A 14,760-nucleotide genomic window follows, 5' to 3' on the forward strand; every position below is an offset into this window, starting at 1 on the left:
TTCTCTTGACGATGACGACAGCACCATGCATGCGCCGTGCTCCGCGACGTCCGCGGCTGCAGCGCCGGCGGGCCGCGCGGAGCTCGCGCCCCTGCGCCTCGTCGCCCGCGCGGCTCGCGAGCTCGGCCAGGTGCCCCGTCGGTTTTCGTTTGCCTCCCGCCCGCCCGGGCAACATGGAGCGCGGCGCATGCGAACCGAGCGGCTCGCCGCTGACGCGGCATCCATCGCACGGGCGGCCGAGATCCTCCGCCGCGGAGGGCTCGTCGCCTTCCCCACGGAGACCGTGTACGGGCTCGGCGCGCGCGCCGACGACGCGGCCGCGGCGCGCGGCATCTTCGAGGCGAAGGGGAGGCCGCCCGGCAACCCGCTGATCGTCCACGTGCCGGATGTCGCTTCCGCCCGCGCGCTCGCGGAACGCTGGCCCGACGACGCGGAGCGCCTCGCGCAGGCGATGTGGCCGGGGCCCCTCACCCTCATCGTCGCGCGCCGGCCCGACCGCGTCGCCGACGAGGTGGCCGCCGGCGGGCCGACCGTCGCGATCCGCGTGCCCGTGCACCCGGTCGCGCGCGCCCTGCTCGACGCGGTCGGGCTGCCGATCGCCGCGCCGAGCGCCAACCGCTCCACCGCGATCTCGCCGACCACCGCCGATCACGTCGAGAAGAGCCTCGGCGGGCGCATCGACGCCATCGTCGACGGGGGGCCGACGGCGGTCGGCATCGAGTCGACCATCGTCGACGTCACGACCTCGCCGGCGCGGCTGCTCCGGCCGGGGTGCGTGGCCGCGGAGGCGATCGCCGCCCTCGTGCCGCTCCAGACGACCGCCGGGCTGATCACCGCCACGACCGAGCGCGCGCCGGCGCCGGGGACCCACGCGCGCCACTACGCGCCGCGCGCGCAGGTGGCGCTGGTCCCCGCGGAGGCGGTCCGAGACGAGGTCGAGCGCGCCGCGCGGGGCGGGGCGCGCGCCGGGGCCATCGAGCGCGGAAGGCGCACGGCGGAAGGGCCGCACGCGGAGGTACTCCCCGGGGATCCGGCCGGTTACGCGGCGGGGCTCTACGCGGCGCTGCACCGGCTCGAGGACGCGGGATGCGATGTGATCGTGATCGCCGCCGTGCCTGAGGATCCGGCGTGGGACGCGGTGCGGGACCGGCTGACGCGCGCCTCCGCGGCGGCCTGAGCTGACCGAGGTTGAGGCGGCCGACCGAGGTTGCGGTGCCTGCGGCGCCCGACCGGGGTTGCGGCGCCCGACCGAGGTTGCGGTACCCGACCGGGGTTGCGGCGCCCGCCCCCCCGGCGGCCGACCGAGGTTGCGGTGCCCGACCGGGGTTGCGGTGCCCGGTGCCCAACCGGGGTTGCGGCCCCCGACCGAGGTTGCGGCGCCCGACCGGGGTTGCGGCGCCCCCCGGGGTTGCGGCGCCCCCCGCCCCGCCCGACCGGGGTTGCGCCCCCCTCCCCCCCGGCGGCCGCCCGCAGGTAGGTTTTCACCCCCCGCCATGCCGGTTTGTGGCAAATCAGCTCCGCCCGCCCGCCGGGTGAGCTACCTTCCCCCGCGCGCCTCGCCCTCCCTCGATCCCATGCCGGCAACGTCCCGCGCCGCCGCCCACCGCCTCGCCGCCGCCTGCGGCCTCGCCGCCCTGCTCGTCGCCGCCCCGCCGGACGCCGGCGCCAGCCTGCTCGACGAGCCGCCGAAGCGCGCGACCTTCAACCTGAACGAGACCGCCGCGCCGGAGCTGCCGCTCCTCCGCGCCTTCCGCAACGCCGCCGTCGAGCGCCCAGGTCCGCTCCGGCTCTACATGAGCAGCGCCTACGGGAAATGGCAGCACCAGCCGTGGTGGCAGCTCGCCTGGGGCAGCGCGCGCCCCGACGCCGACGCCGACCTCGGCGAGCACAGCCTCGCCGCCGCCGCCCCCGGCACCCCGGCGTTCGCCAGCGCAACCTCCCCCTTCCCCTCCCCGCTCGATCTGCCCGGGTCCCTCCACCTCGATCCGGCCGCGCCCGCGTGGCTCCGCCCGCTCGACCCGATCCTCGGCACGCCCCTCCTCGCGACCACGGGGCCGAGCCTCTCGTCGAACGGCTTCGACCTGCTCTGGGACCCGCCGAAGAAGCAGCCGCCCGACTGGCGCTGCCGCAGAGGCCCGGTCCAGTTCACCCGGTACGGCGCCCAGCACGACGCCTTCGAGCTGGTGCGCTGCGACGGCTCCGTCGCGCCCGGCGCGCTCGATCGCCTGTCGATCATGGCGCGACCCCCCGAGGCGCCAGACCCGGGCGAGCTGCTGCCCGACGAGCCCAACGCAGGCACCTGGCTGCAGGCCCTCGAGTGGGTGCCCCAGGTCCGCCTCGTCCACCCGCGCCTGCTCTGGCTCCTCCAGCAGATCGCCGACGCCTTCCCGCGCCGCGCGATCCACATCTTCAGCGGCTACCGGCCGCGCCCGGCCGGCGAAGCGCCCGCCAAAGGCAAGGCCTCCGGCACCCACCACAGCCAGCACGCCGAAGGGCGCGCCATGGACATCCTCGTCATGGGCGTCCCGAACGCGTCGCTGTTCCAGTTCTGCCGCACGCTCGACGACGTGGGCTGCGGCTTCTACCCGAACAGCAAGTTCGTCCACGTCGACGTGCGCCGCCCAGGCACCGGCCGCCTCTTCTGGATCGACGCCTCCAGGCCCGGCGAGCCGTCGGAGTACGTCGATTCCTGGCCCGGTGTCGTGGAGAGCGGAGGGCTCTCCTGGGGAGCGCAGGACGCGCGCTCCGCCGCGCCGGCCGCGCGCTCCCCAGCGCCGTCCGCCCGCTGACGTCGCCTCCCCGCGGGCGCCCTCGCACCTCCTCCGGCTGCGTCGGCGCGATCGGGGCGCGCCGCAGCTTATTCCCGTTCCGGATGGAGAAAGCTCCAGGGCGCAGCCGCCTTGCGTCCCCGCGATCGGTGTTAAGCTTGGCTTCCCCCCGGGCGCGCGGCGCACGACGGAGGGCGGAGCTCGGCACGCCGGGCTCCGCTCCCGCACCTCCGGCGGCCAAGGCCGCCCCGCGGTCGCCCTGGAGAAAAAGGTGCGAAATGGGCGAGTTGCGGACAGGGATGGTTGACAAGATCGCGGCGATGCAGGACTTCGCGCTCTACCGCGATCTCGCGTGGGAGGGCACGTTCGAAGAGTACCTCCAGATCGTGCGCCAGAACCCGCAGGTGACGCGCAACGCGTTCCAGCGGGCGTACGACATGATCATCCGCTACGGCATCGAAGAGTACACGGACAACAAGAAGAAGCTCATCCGGTACAACTTCTTCAAGGATGAGATGCACGGCGGCGCCGACGCCGTGTACGGGCTCGACATCCCGCTGATGAGGCTCGTCCACGTGCTCCGGGCCGCCTCCGAGGGGTACGGCCCGGAGAAGCGCGTCATCCTGCTGCACGGGCCGGTCGGCTCGTCGAAGTCGACGATCGCGCGGCTCCTCAAGAAGGGGATCGAGCACTACTCGACCACCCCCGACGGCGCGCTCTACACGTTCGACTGGGTGAACCTCGACGACGTCGGCATGGCCGGAACGGAGAGCTCCCGCTTCAAGTGCCCGATGCACGAGGAGCCGCTGCGCCTCGTGCCGCCGTCCTGGCGCGACCGCGCGTTCCGCGAGCTCGGCCTGTCGAGCCCGCAGTTCCAGGTCCGCACCGAGGGCGACCTCGACCCGGCGTGCCGCTTCATCTTCAACCGCCTGATGGACAAGTACGGCGGCGACTGGTCGAAGGTCATGCAGCACGTGCGCGTGCGCCGCCTCGTGCTCAGCGAGAAGGACCGCGTCGGCATCGGCACCTTCCAGCCGAAGGACGAGAAGAACCAGGACTCGACCGAGCTCACCGGCGACATCAACTACCGCAAGATCGCCGAGTACGGCTCGGACTCGGACCCGCGCGCCTTCAACTTCGACGGCGAGTTCAACATCGCGAACCGCGGCATCGTCGAGTTCATCGAGGTGCTGAAGCTCGACGTCGCCTTCCTCTACGACCTGCTCGGCGCGTCGCAGGAGCACAAGATCAAGCCGAAGAAGTTCGCCCAGACCGACGTCGACGAGGTCATCATCGGCCACACGAACGAGGCCGAGTACAAGAAGCTCCTGAACAACGAGTTCATGGAGGCGCTCCGCGACCGCACCATCAAGATCGATATCCCCTACATCACCAAGGTGTCGGAGGAGATCCGGATCTACGAGAAGGACTTCAACAAGGAGAAGATCCGCGGCAAGCACATCGCCCCTCACACGCTCGAGGTCGCCGCGATGTGGGCCGCGCTCACCCGGCTCGAGGACCCGAAGAAGCACAACCTGTCGCTCGTCCAGAAGATGAAGCTCTACGACGGCAAGGTCCTGCCCGGCTACACGCAGGACACCGTGAAGGAGCTCCGCAAGGAGGCGTCGCGCGAGGGCATGGAAGGGATCAGCCCCCGCTACGTGCAGGACAAGATCTCGAACGCGCTCGTGAACGACCTCGGCGAGGGGACGATCAACCCCTTCATGGTCATGAGCGAGCTCGAGAAGGGCCTGCGCCACCACTCGCTCATCACGAACGACGAGCAGCGCAAGCGCTACACCGAGTGCATCGGGATGGTGAAGCGCGAGTACGAGGAGATCGTCAAGAACGAGGTGCAGCGGGCGATCAGCGCCGACGAGGACGCGATCCAGAAGCTCGCCGCGAACTACATCGACTCGATCAAGGCCTACACCCTGAAGGAGAAGGTGAAGGACCGCTTCACCCGCGAGGACGTCGAGCCGGACGAGCGGCTGATGCGCTCGATCGAGGAGAAGATCGACATCCCCGAGAACCGGAAGGACGACTTCCGCCGCGAGATCATGAACTACATCGGCGCGCTCGCGGTCGACGGCAAGAAGTTCGAGTGGCACACGAACGACCGGCTCCGCCGCGCCCTCGAGCTCAAGCTGTTCGAGGACCAGAAGGACGCGATCAAGCTCCAGACCCTGGTGTCGAGCGTCATCGACAAGGAGACGCAGGAGAAGATCGACATCATCAAGACCCGGATGATCAAGTACTTCGGGTACAACGAGGTCTCGGCGCGCGACGTGCTCGACTACGTGGCCAGCATCTACGCGCGCGGCGACACGAAGTAGCCGCCCCGGGCGCGGCGCCTCGCGCGCCGCGCCCCCTCGCGCGCCGCGCCCCCTCGCGCCTCACCCCTCGCGCCTGAGCTTCGCGATCTCGCGCTCCAGCGACGCCACCGTCCGCTTGAGGTCGCGGACCTCCTCGACGGTCGCCAGGCCCATCGCCTTCGCGAACGTCTCCTTCTGCTCCGCCGTGAACGAGGAGACCCGACCGGGCACGCTCATCGCCGTCATGAACAGCCGCATGAACCGCTCGTCCTGCATCAGCTTCGCCACGTTCGGGTTCGCGGCGAGCTTCATCCCCTCGGAGACCAGTTTGTCCTTGAGCGCCATGCGCGCAGCCTAGCCGACTTTCGACCGGGCGCGTCAGCCCACCTCGACCAGGACCGCGGTGATGTTGTCCCGCCCCCCGCGCCGGTTCGCGAGCTCGATGAAGAGGTCGACCGCCGTGTCGCCGCCCTTCGAGGCGATGCTCGCGATCTCCTCCTCGGCGTGGAGATAGCCGTGCAGCCCGTCGGAGCAGAGCAGGTATCGATCGCCCGCCTCCACGGCCACGATCGAGGTGTCGACCTCGACATAGTCCCTGTTGCCCACCGCGCGCGTGATCACGTTGCGGTGCGGCGAGCTCCTCGCCTCGTCCGGGGAGATGAGCCCGTTCTTGATCTGCCACGCGATCAGCGTGTGGTCCTCGGTCATCTGCACCGCGGTCCCGTTGCGGACCTGGTAGATGCGGCTGTCGCCCACCTGGCCGGTCACGAGCGCGCCGCCCACGATGAGCGCGGCGCTGATCGTCGTGCCCATGCCGCTCTTGTCGCGGTCGAGCTCGGCGATGGCGAAGACCATGTACGTCGCCGCCTGGATCGCGCCCTCGAGGATCCGCAGCACGGCGCGCGCCTTGGGCTGCGTGAGCGGCGCGTCGGGATCGCCGATGGCGGGCAGCCCCCGCTTGACCATGCCGTAGATCGTCTCGACCGCCTCGGCGCTCGCGACCTCGCCCGCCGCGTGCCCGCCCATCCCGTCCGCGACGATGTACAAGCGGAGCTCGTCGTCCCGGAAGAACGCGTCCTCATTGGCGCGCCGGTGGCGCCCGACGTCGGTGCGGCCAAATGATTGGATCCTCATCGAGCTTGCCCGGTCCTTCGATCGCCGCCCGTGGGGAGAGCCCCGAGGCGCCGGCGCGACTATCGCACGATAAACTTCTTCAGCGGGGCCTGTCGAGTGGGCTACGGCTCGGTTAGGATGGACCCGCCAGCCATGGCACGAAGCTTCTCCGCCACCTGTGGGCCGGATGGCCTTCTCCACCACCTGGCCGACCTGCGCAGCGCCGTCCCGTCGGCCTCGGGCGGGGTCGTCTTCGTCTCCGGGCAGCTCGCCCAGCGCGCCTCGGGCGTCGCCGAGCTCGTCCGTAACACGTGGCGCGGCATCCCCGCCTGCGTCGTGCCCGCCGCGGGCGTGCTCAGCGAGCGCGGCGAGATCGAGGGGGACACCGGCGCGAGCGGGGTGCTCTGGTCCGGCGGGCAGGCCACGCCGTTCGCGCTGCCCGATCGCGCCGAGGAGCCGGTCCGCCTCCTGCGCGAGACCCTCGCCCGCATCGTCGGGCGCCGCTCCGCGACCGCGATCCTCTTCGTACGGCCCGGGGCGTTCGCCCCCGACACGCTCGAGGCGCTCGCCTCCACCGCGCCCAGCACGTGCCTGTTCGGCGCCGGCACCGCGTCCGGCGCCGCCATCGGCGTCACCGCCCAGGGCGAGCTGCTCGAGGGCCCGACGGTCGGCCTCGCCATCACCGGGCTCGCCCCGCCCCTCGTCAACGCCTCGCCGGCCGTCCGGCTGCTCTCCGGCTTCCACCCCATCGAGGACGTGAGCGGCGGCGTCGTGCTCCGCGCCGGCGGGCGGCCAGCGCTCGACCTGCTGTCCGCCGCGACCGCCGCGCTCGGCGAGCAGCCCAGCCCCCAGCACCTCGTCCTCGCCGCGCTCGCCGACCCGGCCGATCCGCGCGGCGACGCGGCCGATCCGCGGGGCGATGTCGGCGCCCAGGCGGCGCCCCGCGACGCGCGGTACGTGCTGCGGCCGGTCCGCGGCGTCGATCCGTCGCGGCGCGGGCTCCTGCTCGGCGACGACGCGAGGCCCGGGGTGCGCCTCGCCTTCGCGGTGCGCGACGCCGCCGCCGCCCGCGCCGGGCTCGAGGGGATCGCCCGGCAGGTGTCCCAGAGCGCGCTCGGGTCGGCCCCGCGCTTCGCGCTGTACATAAGCTGCGCCGGGCGCGGCCAGGGCCTGTACGGGGCGCCCGACGTCGAGGCGCGCATCCTGCGCCAGCGCTTCGCGGATCTCCCGATCGCCGGCATGCACTCGAGCTTCGAGATCGCCCCCTGGGCGCCGGGCCAGGCCAGGCTCGCCCTCTACACCGGCGTGCTCGCGCTCTTCCGCGCGCCGAGCTGAGCGCCGCGCGCGCCGCCCCGCGCGCGGCGCCGGGCCCCGCGCGGACACTCGGCGCGTCAGCGCTCGCGGTACACCGCGACCACGGCGGAGGCCCGCCGCTCCACCTCGGCCTGGATCGCCGCGTAGCGCGGGTTCGCGCGCAGCGAGGCGAAGACGGGGCAGCGCTCCATCCAGACCAGGTCGAACAGGCCGTCGGCCAGCGAGAGCTCGAGCGCGTGCAGCGCGAGCTCCGATTTGCCCAGGAAGGCCGCGAGCTCCGCCTGGAGCTGCCGCAGGAACGACGTGCGCCGCAGCGCCGTGACGGGCGCGCTCGGGCCCGGCGCCAGCGTGGGCCGGTCGTCCGACAGCCGATCCGAAAGGACGTCCTCGATCAGCGGCACGAACGGGTCGGGGGCGTACGGGAAGGCGTCGCGCACGCGCCGCTGCGAGAGCGCCGCGAGCACCTCCGGGTCGCGCTCCCACATCGCCTTGCGCATCCGGTAGACCGAGTTTCCCGATCCGCTGCCCGAGTGCGGCAGCGCCCTGAGCACGTCCTCGCCGTCCGACCACCGGTCCTGGAGCGCGTACGCGCGCGCCAGCGCGTACGCCGCGAGCACCACCTCGGGATCGCGCGCCAGCGCGGACCGCGCCCGCCGCGCGCCCTCCTCGAACGCGCCGCACTCGAGCAGGATGGTGCCGATGAGGCCCTCCGCCTCGGCGTTCCCGGAGCGCGTCGCGAGCGCGGCCTTGAGCTCCCGCATCGCCCCGATCACGTCGAGGCGCTGGAACCGCACCGACGCCATCGCGAGCCGCGCGTCCGGCAGCCCAGGCGCGGCGGCGGCGGCGCGCGCCGCCGCCTGTATGGCCAGATCGCCCCCCTGATCCGTGAAGAACCAGAAGCGCGAGCGCGCGAGCGCGTAGGCCGACAGGATCATCGGATCCTCGGGCGCGCGCGCGAGCGCCTGCTCGAAGAGCTCGATCGCGCGCGCCTGGTGCTCCGGCCAGTACCTCCGGTACTCGTGGCGCCCGCGCAGGAACAGGTCGAGCGCGACCGGATCGCTCGGCGCCGTGCGGCTCGGCGCGGCCGCGTCGAGGGTCAGCGCCGCGGCGACCGCCTCGGCCACCTCGTCGTTGATCCGCAGCACCTCGGCCTCGGGGCGGTCGAAGCGCTTCGCCCACAGCTGGAACCCGTCGGCGACGCAGACGAGCCGCGCGCTGATCCGCACCGTCCCGTCGCGCCGCCGCACCGAGCCGCCGACGACCACCTGCACCCCGAGCTCGCGCCCGAGCTCGCGCAGATCGATCTCGCCGTCCGGGCGCCGCGGCAGCGACCCGCGCGACCTCACCCGCAGGCCCCGGGTCATCGAGAGCGTGTCGATGAGATCGTCGGTCAGCTCCTCGGCCAGATACGCGTCGGACGGCGCGCCCTGGTTCGCGAACGGGAGGACCGCCACGCTCTTGCCGCCCGGATCGTTCGACGAGGAGATCGGCCCCGAGATGACCCCGGAGACCCCGGAGATCGCCGTCCGCTCGTGCGGCGGCGTGAACGCCGGCGGGACGATCGTGGCCGGGCGCGTGAGCGACGCGAGCTCCTGCGCGGCGCTCTCGACGGACGCGTACCTCTCGTCGCGCGAGCGGGCCATGCAGCGGAGCACCACGCGCGCGAGCGCGTCGGGCAGGTCGGCGCGCCGGCGCCGCGGGTCCGGAGGGTCGGAGACGAGCCGCGCCGCGGCGACGGCGAGCGGCGCGTCGCCCTGCCACGCGCGCTCGCCCGTGAGCATCTCGTAGAGCATGGCGCCGAGCGCGTAGACGTCGGCGCGCGCGTCGATGTCCGTGGCGCCCTGCACCTGCTCGGGCGCCATGTACGCCGGGGTCCCCATGACCGCGCCGAGCGTCTTGCCCGCCTCGCCGTCGGGCACGATCGCGCGCGCGATCCCGAAGTCGGTCAGGACGACGCGCCCGTCGCGCCCGAGCAGCACGTTGTCCGGCTTGAGGTCGCGGTGGATGACGCCGGCCCGGTGCGCGGCCACGAGCCCCGCGCACACGGCCTCGACGATGTCCATGACGCGGGCCACGGCGAGCCGCCGCTCGCGCGCGAGGAGCGCGGCGAGCGCCTCGCCGTCGATGAACTCCATCGTCAGGAACCGGTCGCCCTCGTGCTCGCCGATGTCGAAGACGCGCGCCACGTTCGGGTGCGTCACCTTGCGCGAGAGCCGCACCTCGCGCCGGAACCGATCGATCACCTCGGGCGAGCCGCTGAGCTCGCGCCGCAGCACCTTGACGGCGACGACCTCCTCGAGCTCCAGGTCGCGCGCGCGGTACACGCTCCCCATGCCGCCGATGCCGACCAGCCCGAGGAGCTCGTACCGGCCGGCGAGGACCTGGCGCGGGCCGGTCTCCGCGGCGGCGTTCGCGGGCTCGGCCCCCGCCCGGGCGCCGCTCGCCGGGAGCGGTGTGTCGTGGATCGTGTCGTCCTTGAAGCTCTGCGGCATAGGGGAATCCGGGCAGTCGCCCCCGCGCCCTGAGGTTAGCCCGGATCCGCGGGGCGAGCATTCGGTCGCCGCGGGAGCTCCGGCGCGGAGGTGCTAGTGTCCGCCGAGCATGGCAGAGGCGTCGAGCGCCATCGCGGTGGAATCGCTCTCCAAATCGTACCAGGTCCACGAGCGCGCCCCCGGCTTCGGGGCCATGGTGCGCTCGGTCTTCCGGCGTCGCACCCGGCTCGTCCACGCGGTCGAGGACCTCTCGTTCTCGATCGCGCCCGGCGAGCGCGTCGGCTTCCTGGGCCCGAACGGCGCCGGCAAGACGACGACGCTGAAGGTCCTGTCCGGCCTGCTCCACCCGTCGGGCGGCCGGGTCCGGGTGGCGGGCTTCGTCCCACAGCACCGCGAGGTCGGCTTCCTCAAGCGGATCACCCTCGTCATGGGCCAGAAGCAGCAGCTCCTCTGGGACCTCCCCCCCGCCGAGACCTTCGCCCTGAACCGCGCCATCTACGGGATCAGTGAGGCGGATTTCAAGCAGACGCTCGGTGAGCTGGAAGACCTGCTCGGGATCGCCGCCATCGCCTCGAAGCCGACGCGGCAGCTCTCGCTCGGCGAGCGCATGAAGTGCGAGCTCGCGGCCGCCCTGCTGCACCGGCCGGAGATCTTGTTCCTCGACGAGCCGACGATCGGGCTCGACGTGGCGATGCAGCTCAGCGTGCGGGAGTTCATCCGCCGCTACAACGAGCAGCGCGGGGCCACGGTGGTGCTCACGTCCCACTATATGGACGACGTGGCGGCGCTCTGTCCCCGGGTCATCGTCATCGACAAGGGTCGGCTGCGCTACGACGGCGACCTCGCGGCGCTCGCGCGCAGCGTGCGGCCGCACAAGCGGATCGCGCTGCGCTTCGGCGGCCCGGTCGACCGGGCGCTCCTCGAGCGGGTCGGCGCCGTGCTCTCGTTCGATCCGGGCCGCGCGGTGCTGCAGGTGCCGCAGGAGGAGCTGCGCCAGGCCATGTCGTGGCTGCTCGGCCAGACCGACATCGCGGATCTCACGGTCGAGGATCCTCCCCTGGAGGAGGTGATGCGGGAGCTCTTCGCGGGCGAGGGGCGGGCCGGCGAGCCGGCGGGCGCCGCGGGCGAGGCCGCGTCGTGAGCGCGCTCTCCAGGGCGGGCCGGGCGTTCCCGACGCTGCTCCGCGTCGGGGTCGCGGCCGCGATGGCGTACCGGGCCGAGATGCTGATCTGGATGCTCACGACGACGATGCCGCTCGTGAGCCTCGCGCTCTGGTCGGCGGTGGCGGCGAGCGCGCCGGTCGGCCGCTTCGGGGCGAGCGACTTCACCGCGTATTTCCTGGCCATCCTCATCGTCCGGCAGATGACCGGCTCGTGGCTCGTGTGGGAGCTGAACATGGAGATCAAGAGCGGCGCCCTCTCGCAGCGCCTGCTCAGGCCGATCCACCCGCTCATCTCCTTCGCCGCCGACAACCTCGCCGCGCTCCCGCTGCGGGCGGCGCTCTGCCTGCCCATCGCGATCGTCGCCCTCGCCGTCACCTCGGGCGAGCGGTTCCAGCCGACGCCCCTCGAGCTCGGGATCTGGGCGGCGTCGCTCGTCGGCGCCTGGATGATCAACTTCTTCACGATGGCGCTGATCGGCTCGCTCGCGTTCGTGATCGAGAGCTCGACCGCGGTGTTCGACGTCTACCTCGCGGCCTTCATGGTCTTCGCCGGCTACCTCGTCCCGCTCGAGCTGTTCCCCGGGTGGCTCGGCGACGTCGCGCGGGCCCTGCCGTTCCGGTACAGCCTCGCGTTCCCGGTCGAGCTCATCACCGGCCTGCTCGCGCCGGGCCGCGCGCTCACCGAGCTCGCGGTGCAGTGGGCGTTCGCGCTCTTCACGGCCGCGGCGGCGCTCGTCGCGTGGCGCGCGGGCGTCCGGCGGTTCTCGGCGTTCGGCGGGTGAGCGGCGTGCGTTACCTCCGGCTCCTCGCGACGCAGCTGCGCGTCTCGCTCGCGCTCGGCATGCAGTACCGGTGGGATTTCCTGCTCGGCGCGGTGATGACCGTCATCTGGACGCTGGTCGGGCTCGTCCCGCTCCACATCGCGCTCGCCGCCCGCCCGCCGGTCCAGGGCTGGACGTACGAGCGCGCGCTCGTCGTGGTCGGGTGGTTCACGCTCCTCAAGGGCATCCTGGAGGGGGCCGTGAACCCGTCGCTCATCAGCGTGGTCGACCAGATCCGCAAGGGCACGCTCGACTTCACGCTGCTCAAGCCGGCGGACGCGCAGTTCCTCGTCTCCACGGCCCGGTTCGAGGTCCGCAAGGTCGTGGACGCCGCGGCCGCGGCGGCGATCTTCGTCTATGCGTTCACGAAGATGGGCCGCGCCCCCGCGCCCTTCGACCTGGCGCTCTCGCTGTGCCTGCTCGTGACGGCGACGCTGGTGCTCTACTCCATCTGCATCCTGGTCATCTCCGCCGCGTTCTGGGTCGTGCGCCTCGACAACCTGGCTTACCTCTTCAACTCCCTCTTCGATTTCGCGCGCTGGCCGGTCACGATCTTCAACGGGTTCTGGCGCATCGCGTTCACCGTTGTCATCCCGCTCGCGCTGATGACCACCTATCCGGCGGAGGCGATGCTCGGCACCATCGCCCCGCGCACGGCCGCCGCCGCGGCGCTCGGGGCGCTCGCCTTCGGCGCCGTCGGCCGCGCGGTGTGGAAACGGGCGATAGGGCGGTATACCTCCGCGTCGAGCTGAGCGCCGTGAGGCCTTCCGGCGCACGGCGCCGCGCACTAGGCTTGTCGACTGACCTCCTGGCGCGAGGAGGGGGCGGCAGCGGGAAGGAGCCATGGTGGAGCACGGAGGGCTGACGCTCGAGGAGTTTGGCCGGAACCTCCTCGATCTCACGATGACGGACGACGTGATTCGCCGGCGAGCGATATCGCTCCTGCCGCTCGCGCGCCGCGAGGAGCGGGAGCTCAAGATCCTCGGGAAGCCGTCGCGCCTCACGGTCGACTTCCAGATCGGCGACGCGACGGTGACGCGCGGCGTGAGCGTCGCGGTCGACGTCTCGATCCCGCAGGTCCTGACGGTCCGGGTCGATACGGCCGGGGAGGCCGACGCGGCGGAGCACCGGCTCGACGCGACGATCGTGCTGCGCATCACGCCGAGGCCGCGCGCGCCGCTCGGGATCTACCTCGACGTGGCGGAGCCGGCGGCGGGGTCGGTGCTGTTCGCCGAGTCGCAGATCGGCGCGAAGGACTACCTGCGCGCCCGGATCGAAGAGGAGGTGCGGAAGGAGCTCCTCCGCCTGGTGCGCGCCCGGATCGCGGAGACCGAGGCCGAGCGCACCCTCGATCTGGAGGAGCCGCTCGCCCGGGCGCTCGGGGCCGCGTTCGCCGACCCGGGCGGCCGCGAGGCGCCGCCGCCGAGCCGGCTGCGCGGCGCCGGCGCCGCGCCCCCGCAGGCGTCCCAGCACGGCGCTCGTGCCGGCGAGCTGGACGCGCAGCTCCGGACCTTCGGGAACGCCATGCCCCTCCAGGTGTGGACCGCGCGCCCGGACGGCAAGCTGAACTTCGTGAACCGGGCCGTCCTCGACTACTTCGATCGCACGGAAGACCAGATGCTCGGCGAGGGCTGGCTCTCCATGCTGCACCCGGACGACGTCCAGAAGACGATCGCGGTGTGGACCCGGAGCCTGGAGACGGGGCAGCCGTACGAGACGGAGTTTCGCCTGCGGCGCGCGAGCGACCAGAGCTACCGCGAGCACGTGGTGAGGGCGCTGCCGCAGCGCGACGCGGCGGGGAGCATCGCGCTGTGGATCGGCGGCACGATCGACGTGGCCGACGTGCGCCGGGCCGAGGCCGCCCTGCGGCAGAGCGAGGCGCGCTACCGGCTGTTCGCGGAGGGGTCGAACGAGGGCATCTGGTTCTGGAACATCCGCGAGGACACGACGGAGTGGAGCGATCGCATGCTGGAGATGATGGGCGTCAGCCGCGAGGCGTGGGGCGGGACGTTCATGAGCTTCTTCGAGCGCGTGCACCCCGACGATCGGAGCCGCATGCAGGCCGCGCTCAAGGCGCACCTCGAGGAGCGGCGGCCGTTCGCGATCGAGTACCGGCTGCGGCGCGAGGACGGGGAGTATCGCGACGTGTTCACCCGCGGCATGGCGGAGTGGGACGAGCGGGGCGTGCCGTTCCAGATGGCGGGCGGCGCGACCGACGTCACGGAGCAGAAGCGCCACCAGGCCATGCTGAAGGAGCGGCTCGAGATCATCGAGCGGCAGCAGGAGGCGATCCGCGCGCTGTCGACGCCGATCATCGAGGTCTGGAAGGGGGTCCTGACGATGCCGGTGCTCGGCGTGCTGGACGAGCAGCGCTCGCAGCAGATGATGGAGGTGCTGCTCGAGGCCGTGGCGCGGACCCGCTGCCGTCACGCGATCATCGATCTCACCGGGGTGAGCGCGCTGGACGCGGCCACGGCCGATCACGTGCTGAGGCTCATCGACGCCGTCGCGATGCTCGGCGCGCAGGGGATCGTCGTCGGCATCCGGCCCGAGGTGGCGCAGACGGTGGTGTCGCTCGGGCTCGATCTGTCGAACATCAAGACGCTCTCGAACCTGCGGGAGGCGCTCCTCTTCGCGATGCAGTCGAGCGGGGTGTCGGTCCGGAGGCGCCGGAGGCGGCGGGAGCTGCGCGAGGACGAGGACGAGGCGCCGCGCGCGCGGGAGCCGCTGCCCGAGCGCGACGGGTGACAAGCTCGGTCCATCGGACGCCGGCGC

General features: G+C 72.7%; 11 protein-coding genes. 8 read left to right on the plus strand and 3 right to left on the minus strand.

Annotation, left to right across the window (positions count from 1 at the left end; genetic code table 11):
* Positions 1-187 precede the first annotated feature (187 nt).
* From WME98_RS11700 to WME98_RS11710, 3 genes are all read left to right on the plus strand, one after another.
* Complete coding sequence (locus tag WME98_RS11700) at positions 188-1,177, plus strand: L-threonylcarbamoyladenylate synthase (protein WP_437951409.1); 990 nt, start codon at positions 188-190, stop codon at positions 1,175-1,177.
* A 397-nt stretch (positions 1,178-1,574) separates the two neighbouring features.
* Positions 1,575-2,789, plus strand: a complete 1,215-nt coding sequence (locus WME98_RS11705; protein WP_437951410.1) for a YcbK family protein — start codon at positions 1,575-1,577, stop codon at positions 2,787-2,789.
* 257 nt (positions 2,790-3,046) lie between these two features.
* Positions 3,047-5,104, plus strand: a complete 2,058-nt coding sequence (locus tag WME98_RS11710) for a PrkA family serine protein kinase (RefSeq protein ID WP_061626070.1) — start codon at positions 3,047-3,049, stop codon at positions 5,102-5,104.
* Positions 5,105-5,164: 60 nt separating this feature from the next.
* Here WME98_RS11710 and WME98_RS11715 read toward each other — a convergent pair whose 3' ends face one another.
* Both WME98_RS11715 and WME98_RS11720 read right to left on the minus strand, forming a co-directional pair.
* Positions 5,165-5,428 (minus strand): hypothetical protein, encoded by a 264-nt coding sequence (locus WME98_RS11715; protein WP_020740040.1) that lies wholly within the window; start codon positions 5,426-5,428, stop codon positions 5,165-5,167.
* 33 nt (positions 5,429-5,461) lie between these two features.
* Positions 5,462-6,217 carry a PP2C family protein-serine/threonine phosphatase gene (locus WME98_RS11720; RefSeq protein ID WP_061626069.1) on the minus strand — a complete coding sequence of 252 codons (756 nt, stop codon included), beginning with the start codon at positions 6,215-6,217 and terminating at the stop codon, positions 5,462-5,464.
* Positions 6,218-6,349: 132 nt separating this feature from the next.
* Here WME98_RS11720 and WME98_RS11725 point away from each other — a divergent pair, with 132 nt between their 5' ends.
* Positions 6,350-7,531, plus strand: coding sequence for an FIST C-terminal domain-containing protein (locus tag WME98_RS11725; RefSeq protein WP_437951411.1), 1,182 nt, complete (start codon positions 6,350-6,352; stop codon positions 7,529-7,531).
* A gap of 56 nt (positions 7,532-7,587) precedes the next feature.
* On the opposite strand, the gene WME98_RS11730 is transcribed toward WME98_RS11725, so the two are convergent.
* The gene (locus tag WME98_RS11730; RefSeq protein ID WP_437951412.1) at positions 7,588-10,002 is read right to left on the minus strand and encodes a protein kinase domain-containing protein; all 2,415 of its coding nucleotides are present in this window, start codon (positions 10,000-10,002) and stop codon (positions 7,588-7,590) included.
* 109 nt (positions 10,003-10,111) lie between these two features.
* On the opposite strand from WME98_RS11730, the gene WME98_RS11735 reads away from it, so the two are divergent.
* The 4 genes from WME98_RS11735 to WME98_RS11750 all read left to right on the plus strand — a co-directional run bounded on the left by WME98_RS11735 (position 10,112) and on the right by WME98_RS11750 (position 14,733).
* Positions 10,112-11,143 (plus strand): ABC transporter ATP-binding protein, encoded by a 1,032-nt coding sequence (locus tag WME98_RS11735; protein WP_061626066.1) that lies wholly within the window; start codon positions 10,112-10,114, stop codon positions 11,141-11,143.
* A complete protein-coding gene (locus tag WME98_RS11740; protein WP_437951413.1) occupies positions 11,140-11,946 on the plus strand; it encodes an ABC transporter permease in 807 nt (268 codons plus the stop codon). Before WME98_RS11735 ends, WME98_RS11740 begins: the two co-directional genes overlap by 4 nt.
* Positions 11,947-11,951: 5 nt before the next feature.
* A complete protein-coding gene (locus tag WME98_RS11745) occupies positions 11,952-12,737 on the plus strand; it encodes an ABC transporter permease (RefSeq protein ID WP_437322100.1) in 786 nt (261 codons plus the stop codon).
* Positions 12,738-12,828: 91 nt separating this feature from the next.
* A complete protein-coding gene (locus tag WME98_RS11750; protein ID WP_437951414.1) occupies positions 12,829-14,733 on the plus strand; it encodes a PAS domain-containing protein in 1,905 nt (634 codons plus the stop codon).
* Positions 14,734-14,760 lie beyond the last annotated feature (27 nt).

This window comes from Sorangium sp. So ce296 (genome assembly GCF_051529605.1).
Taxonomy (GTDB): domain Bacteria; phylum Myxococcota_A; class Polyangia; order Polyangiales; family Polyangiaceae; genus Sorangium; species Sorangium cellulosum_D.